Source organism: Neobacillus sp. DZ-9, from assembly GCF_059587065.1.
Genome location: NZ_JCAIOL010000009.1, coordinates 246,493 through 254,828 on the forward strand (window position 1 = coordinate 246,493; position 8,336 = coordinate 254,828).

Consider the following 8,336-nt stretch of genomic DNA (forward strand, 5'->3'; position numbering starts at 1 on the left):
GAAATCAAATAAATATACAAAGTTTTGGATAAAAAAATTAAGGTATTTAGGTGATGGATAAATGAGGAAAGTTGTCTATGTAACCGTTTTCATGAATATTTCAAAAATAAAAGGGAGTGATTACCACTCCCGATTGTGCATAAAAAATGTATATTTATTCGTCTTTTAGTGAGGAAAATGCATTTCGTACTGCGTGTAAGGTCGCCTCAACATCTTCTTCTGTGTGTGCTATGGTTAAGAACCAAGCTTCGTATTTTGATGGGGCCAGGTTGATTCCTTGGTGAAGCATAAGTTTGAAGAATTTAGCGAACATTTCACCATCCGTATTCTCGGCCTGCTCATAGTTTTCAATAGTTTCATTTGTAAAATAAACAGTAAATGCACCTTTTAAACGATTTATCGTTATTTGAATATCATATTCTTTCGCTGCTTCTAAAATTCCCTCTTCCAGGATTGCTCCTAAACGATCTAGATAATCATATATTCCTTCTTGCTTTAATACTTCAAGACAGGCGATTCCAGAAAGAATCGACGCAGGATTTCCAGCCATCGTTCCTGCTTGGTAGGCAGGACCAAGTGGAGCCACTTTTTCCATGATTTCTTTTCGTCCGCCATAAGCACCGATTGGTAATCCTCCGCCAATTATTTTTCCGAGCGCAGTAAGGTCTGGCTGAATGCCTAAAAGGTCCTGGGCGCCGCCGTACATAAACCGGAAAGCCGTAATAACTTCATCGTAAATGACCAATGCACCTGCGGCATGGGTCAGGTCATTTACTTGCTGCAGGAAGCCTTGTTTTGGCTCAACTATACCGAAGTTTCCGACGATGGGTTCCACTAAAACCGCTGCAATTTGGTCCCCCCATTTTTCTATTGCTTCTTTAAAAGGTTCAATATCATTAAATGGTACGGTGATCACTTCTTGAGCAATACTTTTTGGAACACCGGCGGAATCTGGTGTTCCAAGAGTGGAAGGGCCTGATCCTGCTGCAACAAGAACAAGGTCAGAGTGTCCGTGATAACACCCGGCAAATTTAATGATTTTATCACGACCGGTGTAAGCACGGGCCACGCGGATTGTTGTCATTACTGCTTCTGTTCCTGAATTAACAAAGCGAACCTTATCTAATGAAGGAATGGCATCCTTTAACATTTTTGCGAATTTTACCTCATGGGGTGTTGGGGTTCCATAGAGGACTCCGCTTTCTGCCGCTATTTTAATGGCTTCAGTGATGTGTGGGTGCGCATGTCCAGTAATAATTGGTCCATATGCTGCAAGGTAATCAATATATTGATTGCCATCGACGTCCCAGAAGTATGCACCTTGGGCCCGCTCCATCACCACTGGAGCACCGCCGCCCACTGCTTTATAGGAGCGCGATGGACTGTTAACTCCACCTACGATATGTTCTAAAGCTTCATTATGTAACCGTTCTGAATTGGTAAATTGCATATTTGTACCTCCTTGTATCTTTTTCTAATATATTTTAGCACTTTTTTTGGTCACTTTTATCTGTTTTAAAAATTAGAAAATTCATGGGAGTACGCGATAGTTGTTTATACTACCCTATTTGGCTAAACTAAATAGGGCAAGTTTCAGGAGGTTGAAGAATGAAAAACGCAATAGAAGTAGAAAACTTACGAAAAGAATTTAAAGCATACTCAAGTCGAATGGGACTTAAGGGTGCATTTAGAGATTTATTAACGAGAAACTATAAAGTCGTCCCAGCTGTAAATGATATTAGTTTTACCGTCAAACAAGGAGAGATGGTTGGCTATATCGGTGAAAATGGTGCGGGAAAATCAACGACGATTAAAATGCTGACAGGCATCTTAACACCAACATCCGGCAAAATTTCCGTAAATGGTATGAATCCTCATAAAGAACGGGAAAGATTCGTCCAAACCATTGGTGTGGTTTTTGGTCAAAGATCACAATTATGGTGGGATATCGCTGTACAAGAGTCTTTCCGATTGTTGAAAAAGGTTTATAAAGTAACAGATCAGCAATATGACGATCATATGAATCATGTAATTAAAACGCTGGATATTGAACCTTTGCTCGATAAACCGGTTCGTAAACTGTCACTTGGTCAAAGGATGAGGTGTGAGCTGGCTGCTGCCTTAATTCACAACCCGCCATTGCTATTTTTGGATGAACCGACCATTGGCCTGGATGTTTTGGTTAAATTGAAAATTCGTGAGTTCTTAAAAGAAATCAATGAAAAATATAATACAACGATTCTGTTAACGACTCATGATTTATCTGATATTGAAGCCTTATGTGAGCGGGTTATTATGCTTGATGAAGGAAAGGTCATTTATGACGGTGCTTTAAGAAACTTACAGGAAAAATGGGGCGAAGGGAAAGAATTGCAGTTTCAATTTTTGGAGAAGGTTGATATTGCTGCCGTTAAAAACTTAACACAAGCAATACCTGTTAAGTGGGAATTGGATGAAAAGGAGCAAATTTTTACAGCGTCTATAGAAGATAATGACGAGCTTATTTCACAAGTGATTGCCAAAGTGGTTGCTGCTTTTAAAATTAAGGATATTAAAATTAATGCAACCTCAACCGAAGAAATCATTCGCAATATATATGAAAAAGGTGCTGTTTAATGAAAGGTGGCAAGTAACATGGATAAATACTTAGAGATGATTAGAATCCGCTTTTTAATGATGCTGGCCTACCGGACAAACTATTATACAGGAATTCTCATTTACGGTATTAATATAGGAGCCTATTACTTTTTATGGTCAGCCATTTATGGAGGGAAAGAGCAAATCCAAGGGCTTTCTGTCGTACAAATGACTACCTATGTGGCAGTTTCTTGGATGGCACGTGCCTTTTACTTCAATAACCTGGACAGGGAAATGGCTATGGAAATCATGGAAGGTAAAGTGGCGATTGAGCTGATCAGACCATACAATTATCTAGGCATGAAAACGATGCAAGGATTGGGAGAAGGGATTTTTAGATTATTTTTCTTCTCAGCACCAGGTCTAATTATTGTTTATTTTGTGTTCCCTATAGAGTTTACATGGGACCTAAGCGTTTGGGGGTTATTTGCCCTTTCCATCCTTTTAAGCTTCTTCATTAATACAGAGCTCAATTTATTAACAGGAATCACGACTTTCTTCTTATACAATAATACAGGCCTTATACGAGCTAAACGTGTAGTCATTGACTTGTTCTCAGGACTTCTTCTTCCGATTAATTTTTTCCCTGGCTGGGCTCAGGAGTTTATGAAATTTCTCCCTTTTCAAGGAATCAGTTATTTGCCAAGTATGATATTTACTAAAGGCTTCTCCCACCAGCAGGCTGTAGAGGCGATTGGGCAGCAATGCATTTGGGTGATAGTTTTAATCATCCCGATCCAATTATTGTGGCATTTGGCAAAGAAACAGCTGATCATTCAAGGGGGTTAATCGATGTTTTATCTCACCATGTTTTTACAATATATTTCCCAATATTTAAAGACGAGACTACAATATCGGGCTGATATATTTGTAGAATTTTTCTCTGACTTATTGTCGCAGGCCATTAATCTCGTTTTTATCCTAGTTGTATTTGGTCATACCAATTTGCTGAACGGCTGGAGCCGGGACGAAATTATTTTTATATATGGATTTTTCTTAGTCCCTTTTGCGGTTTTTTCTGCTTTTTTTAATATATGGGATTTTAATGAACGGTATATTGTGAAAGGGGAACTGGATCGAATTTTAACCAGGCCCATCCACAGTCTTTTTCAAATTATCCTCGAGCGTCTTGAACTGGAATCGTTACTAGGAGCTATAACAGGATTGGGGGTCATGTTTTATGCAGGGAAGAGGCTTGGGTTAACTGTAGAGTGGTATGATCCTTTCTTATTTATCATTTTCGTAGCAGGAGGTGCTCTTGTGTATGGAGGGGTCTTTATTATGATTGCCTGTATCAGCTTTTGGGCCGATGCCAGAACCTCTCTAATGCCGATGATGTACAATATTAGTAACTATGGGAGGTACCCTGTTAATATTTATAACAAATTGATTCGTTTTGTCTTAACGTGGGTGCTGCCATTTGCGTTTGTCGGGGTCTATCCTGCTGCTTTTTTTCTTGAAAAAACAGAGTGGTACTGGTATTCGTTTATCACACCAGTGATCGGTATTATCTTTTTTATCCTTTCGGTGCTCCTTTGGAATCAAGGAGTAAAAAAATATAGAGGGGCAGGGAATTAAAGCTTTCTCAATTTGATATTTTAAGGAACAAGCCTGCATAGAAATAGAATAACTCACGTTGATTTAGGGGTGAATGGGGTTGTTTTATTTCCTGCTTCCTGTGGTAATTTTTTGTATTTTTATGAGTTTAAGAACTTTATTTATCCCGAATACTCTTAAAGGAAAGCTGGTGTCGGTAGATAATTTTCTGTATTTAGGTTCGGTTTATTTAACTGTTATCATTGGTTTTGGCCTAATTTATCTTCTGTTTGAATTAATTGGAATGTCCATTTTAATCGAAGTGAATCCGCAAAATAGGAATAATATTTTTGAAACGAGCTTCTATTTTAGTGCCATGACTCTTTTTTCTGTTGGAAATGGGGACGTCATTCCGCATGGGATTGGCAGAATTATTACGGTAATGGAAGCGTTAATTGGCTATACCTTGCCTGCTGCTTTTGTTGCTAAAGTTATGTTTGAACGTAATCAATAACCTGCCGATTTAGAAAGTTGTTATAGATTGAAAGAATGGTTAAGCTGTGTATAGGAATATTTTACAATTGGAGTGAATAAGATGACTGTTGAATTAGGAAAGCCGGCCCCAGATTTTACCCTAGAGGCCAACAATGGTGAGACCATTACATTATCTCAATTAAAAGGGAAAAACGTTGTGCTTTACTTTTATCCAAAAGATATGACACCAGGATGTACAACGGAGGCATGTGATTTCAGGGATCAATATCAGGAATTTAATGATGTTAGTGCCGTTATTTTAGGAATTAGTCCAGATCCTGTTGATCGCCACCAAAAATTTGTGGAGAAGTATGGATTGCCATTCCTGCTGCTTGCTGATACAGACCATATGGTAGCGGAAGCCTATGATGTATGGAAGTTAAAGAAAAACTTTGGAAAAGAATACATGGGAATTGAAAGATCCACTTTTATAATTAATAAAGATGGGAACGTCGTGAAAGAATGGAGAAAAGTTCAAGTTAAGGGGCATGTGGAAGAAGCATTATCCTACATACGTGAGAACCAATGATGGCTTTTTTCTAGCCTATTTTCGATATAAAAGGCTTTTGTCCAATGCAAGATACTAGTATCTGAATATCATTTTATTAGGGCATACCTCCTCAGATAAAATTTTGGGTCCAAAGCGGCCCTTTTTTTATGCAGAAATCAGGGAATTCAATGGTTTTAAGTTTTCTAAACGGCTAAAACGGTGATATGATGAAGGAAAAGTTTTAATACATATAAATATCCTTGACAAGGAGGATTAGCAAATGAAAATTTATACAAAGACTGGAGATAAGGGAACTACCTCACTAATTTATGGGCAAAGGGTTGCAAAGAATGATTTAAGAGTAGAAGCATATGGAACCTGTGATGAAACGAATTCTATGATTGGGCTGGCATTAAGTCATCTAAATCATGAAAATTTTCAAGGGAAAGAAATAATTGAAAAAGTTTATCATAAAATACAAACGAATCTCTTTCATGTGGGCGCGGAGCTGGCAACTCCAAAGGGGAAAGAGGTAAAGTGGTCATTAGTTTCCGCTGATATAGAAGAGATGGAGAAACAAATTGATGAATGGAACGCAGTCATACCGGAATTAACAAATTTTATTTTACCCGGAGGACATCCTGCAGGTGCTGCTTTTCATGTAGCGCGAACTATTTCAAGGAGAGCGGAAAGATGTGCAGTTACAATAGGGGATGATGTCAATCCGCTAGTCTTGGCATACTTAAACCGGCTTTCGGACCTTTTATTTGTGACTGCTCGGTTTGTTAACTATCAGCTTAGGTCTAATGAACTAACCTTGCATAGTAAAGAATAAGTTTCATTTTGGTTAATGATATTACAATGTTGACAAAAGTACTATTTGCTTAGTAAACTATTTATAACAATTACAATGTAAGAATCTTTTTTAGAAAAGAGGTGCATGGCGATGAACCAGTTAAAAGAAGCGTTGGATACCTTAAAGGAAACGGGTGTACGTATTACTCCGCAACGTCATGCGATACTTGAATATTTAATAAACTCGATGTCACATCCTACAGCAGACGATATTTATAAAGCCCTGGAGGGAAAGTTCCCTAACATGAGTGTGGCGACAGTTTACAATAATTTACGAGTATTTCGTGAAGTTGGTCTTGTAAAAGAATTAACCTACGGTGATGCATCAAGCCGTTTTGATTTTGTTACATCCCACCATTATCATGTTATTTGTGAATCATGCGGGAAAATTGTTGACTTCCATTATCCTGGTTTAGATGAGGTGGAGCATCTGGCTTCACATGTAACAGGGTTTAAAGTGGCAAATCACCGCATGGAGATTTACGGATCCTGTCCCGAATGTGCGAGTAAAGAAGTACATTAAAATTGCCTTTTCAGGTTTTAAAAAAAGAGTTGACTTAAACTGTTTTGTTTAAGTCAACTCTTTTTATTTTTCTATATTTTTATTATAAGATTCATCGAAGTCTCTGCCTTCAAGTTTTGGATCAAGCGTTAAGGGTTCGCGGCAATACATGCACATGTCTACACGGCCGAGCATTTTTGTGGTTTTACCACAGCCTGGACATTTGACCTGGATGGTTTTTGTTGATAACATTCCAATCCAAAAATAGACAACTGTACTTGCAATTATAAAAAGAAGACCAAAAATCATAAAGATGGTCATAATAAGTGGTGAGGAACGAAAAAAGATGCCTCCATACATAACGATAAAGCCGATAAAAACTAGTCCTAATGCAAAGCTGCGAATTTTATTTATTTTACTTGAATATTTAACCATGTTGTTTCTCCCTCCTATAGAAACTATACCATATTTAAGTAAAGAGAAAAAAGGCTGAAGAAGAATGTCGAATTTTGTCTCCAATTTTAGAAGGAAATTTATCATCATTGTCGAAGTTATAATGCTATCGAGAAAAATGGAGGTATGATGAATGGAAGACATTCTTCGTCCTATATATCAAGAAAGGGCAAGCCAATTAAATACTCTAGGAGTTTTATTGGTTGAAAAAAGACAAAAATCAAGTCAAACAACAGATTCATTTGATGCAATTCTTTTGATTATTGTAAAAGAGGCAGAAAAGCCAATCTTCATAAAGCACTATACCTATGATAACCATAAGGCTGCTATGCATGTTATTACTGAATCAAAGTTGCAAGAATGGATTTTGTTCGGTTCTAATCGGAAAATATTTGAATGGCTTCATAATGCCAAAATCGTTTTTGACCGAAATGAATATGTAGCAAATTTAAAAACCGAGCTGCGGGAATTTCCTTTTAACGGGCGAAAAATTAAAATGGGCTTAGAATTTGCAAAATTAATTCGACGGTATGTAGACGGAAAAGCACTATTTGAACATAAACAGTTCTTAGATGCTTATAATCATGTTGTTCATTCTTTGCATCATCTTGCACGATTAGAGGTTATCGAAAATGGTCTTCATCCTGAACTTACTGTCTGGCATCAAGTGAAACAAATAGAGCCGGAAATATTTAAGTTATATGAAGAGCTTGTTAACAGTGAGGAAACCCTGGAAAAGAGATTAGAACTTTTATTTCTGGCCAGCGAGTTTATGATCCATTCACGAACAAATATTGGAGCAGCTCATTTGCTAGAAGTGCTAAGTACAAAGGACAATTGGATGTTTGATGAAATCATGAGTGAAACTGAATTGGCACCTTATTCGGTTGATATGTCAGTTCTTCTTGAATATTTGCTTGAAAAACATTTGCTTGAAGTTGTTAATATTGAAACGAAGGGGCAAGGCGTTTTCCACCGGTGCTATCGTGTAAGTAAAAAATTATCGTAAAAAAGCGAAATTACTTATTGACCTTTTTATGATTACTTGGTATATTAATAACCGTCGCTGCGAAACGAATTAATAAAGTTTTCGTGAGTGACGGTTTTTCAAAAAAAAGTTATTGACTTTAAGAAAAACGATGTGTTATATTAATAAAGTCGCTTCTGAGCGATTGAGAAAATTGTTCTTTGAAAACTAAACAAACAAAAACGTCAACAAACAATAATATTCGTTTCTTTTGAAACGAGCCAACGTTTTATTTTATGAGCTAATCAACTTTCTTGGAGAGTTTGATCCTGGCTCAGGACGAACGCTGGCGGCGTGCCTAA

General features: G+C 37.4%; 10 protein-coding genes. 8 read left to right on the forward strand and 2 right to left on the reverse strand.

Annotated features, from left to right (window positions below; genetic code table 11):
- Nucleotides 1-154: 154 nt before the first annotated feature.
- Nucleotides 155-1,450 carry a glutamate-1-semialdehyde 2,1-aminomutase gene (locus AC59HZ_RS23600; RefSeq protein WP_496548189.1) on the reverse strand — a complete coding sequence of 432 codons (1,296 nt, stop codon included), beginning with the start codon at nt 1,448-1,450 and terminating at the stop codon, nt 155-157.
- A 158-nt stretch (nt 1,451-1,608) separates the two neighbouring features.
- Between AC59HZ_RS23600 and AC59HZ_RS23605 the strand changes: the two genes are divergently transcribed.
- From AC59HZ_RS23605 to perR, 7 genes are all read left to right on the forward strand, one after another.
- On the forward strand, nt 1,609-2,616 hold the full coding sequence (locus tag AC59HZ_RS23605; RefSeq protein WP_496548190.1) for an ABC transporter ATP-binding protein: 1,008 nt from the start codon (nt 1,609-1,611) through the stop codon (nt 2,614-2,616).
- A gap of 18 nt (nt 2,617-2,634) precedes the next feature.
- Entirely contained in the window at nt 2,635-3,426 is a 792-nt protein-coding gene (locus AC59HZ_RS23610; protein WP_496548191.1) for an ABC transporter permease, read from the forward strand.
- 3 nt (nt 3,427-3,429) lie between these two features.
- A complete protein-coding gene (locus AC59HZ_RS23615; protein WP_496548192.1) occupies nt 3,430-4,215 on the forward strand; it encodes an ABC transporter permease in 786 nt (261 codons plus the stop codon).
- 121 nt (nt 4,216-4,336) lie between these two features.
- Nucleotides 4,337-4,687, forward strand: coding sequence for a potassium channel family protein (locus AC59HZ_RS23620; protein ID WP_496548193.1), 351 nt, complete (start codon nt 4,337-4,339; stop codon nt 4,685-4,687).
- A gap of 81 nt (nt 4,688-4,768) precedes the next feature.
- The gene (gene bcp / locus AC59HZ_RS23625; protein WP_496548194.1) at nt 4,769-5,236 is read left to right on the forward strand and encodes a thioredoxin-dependent thiol peroxidase; all 468 of its coding nucleotides are present in this window, start codon (nt 4,769-4,771) and stop codon (nt 5,234-5,236) included.
- Between the two features lie 241 nt (nt 5,237-5,477).
- Nucleotides 5,478-6,032, forward strand: a complete 555-nt coding sequence (locus AC59HZ_RS23630) for a cob(I)yrinic acid a,c-diamide adenosyltransferase (protein ID WP_496548195.1) — start codon at nt 5,478-5,480, stop codon at nt 6,030-6,032.
- Nucleotides 6,033-6,137: 105 nt separating this feature from the next.
- Nucleotides 6,138-6,575 carry a peroxide-responsive transcriptional repressor PerR gene (gene perR, locus AC59HZ_RS23635; RefSeq protein WP_430071264.1) on the forward strand — a complete coding sequence of 146 codons (438 nt, stop codon included), beginning with the start codon at nt 6,138-6,140 and terminating at the stop codon, nt 6,573-6,575.
- 63 nt (nt 6,576-6,638) lie between these two features.
- Here the strand turns inward: perR and AC59HZ_RS23640 are convergent, their stop codons facing one another.
- Nucleotides 6,639-6,989: a YgzB family protein gene (locus tag AC59HZ_RS23640; RefSeq protein ID WP_496548196.1), complete on the reverse strand. Its 351-nt coding sequence runs from the start codon at nt 6,987-6,989 to the stop codon at nt 6,639-6,641.
- A gap of 151 nt (nt 6,990-7,140) precedes the next feature.
- Here AC59HZ_RS23640 and AC59HZ_RS23645 point away from each other — a divergent pair, with 151 nt between their 5' ends.
- On the forward strand, nt 7,141-8,016 hold the full coding sequence (locus AC59HZ_RS23645; RefSeq protein ID WP_496548197.1) for a nucleotidyltransferase-like protein: 876 nt from the start codon (nt 7,141-7,143) through the stop codon (nt 8,014-8,016).
- The last annotated feature ends 320 nt before the right edge of the window (nt 8,017-8,336 follow it).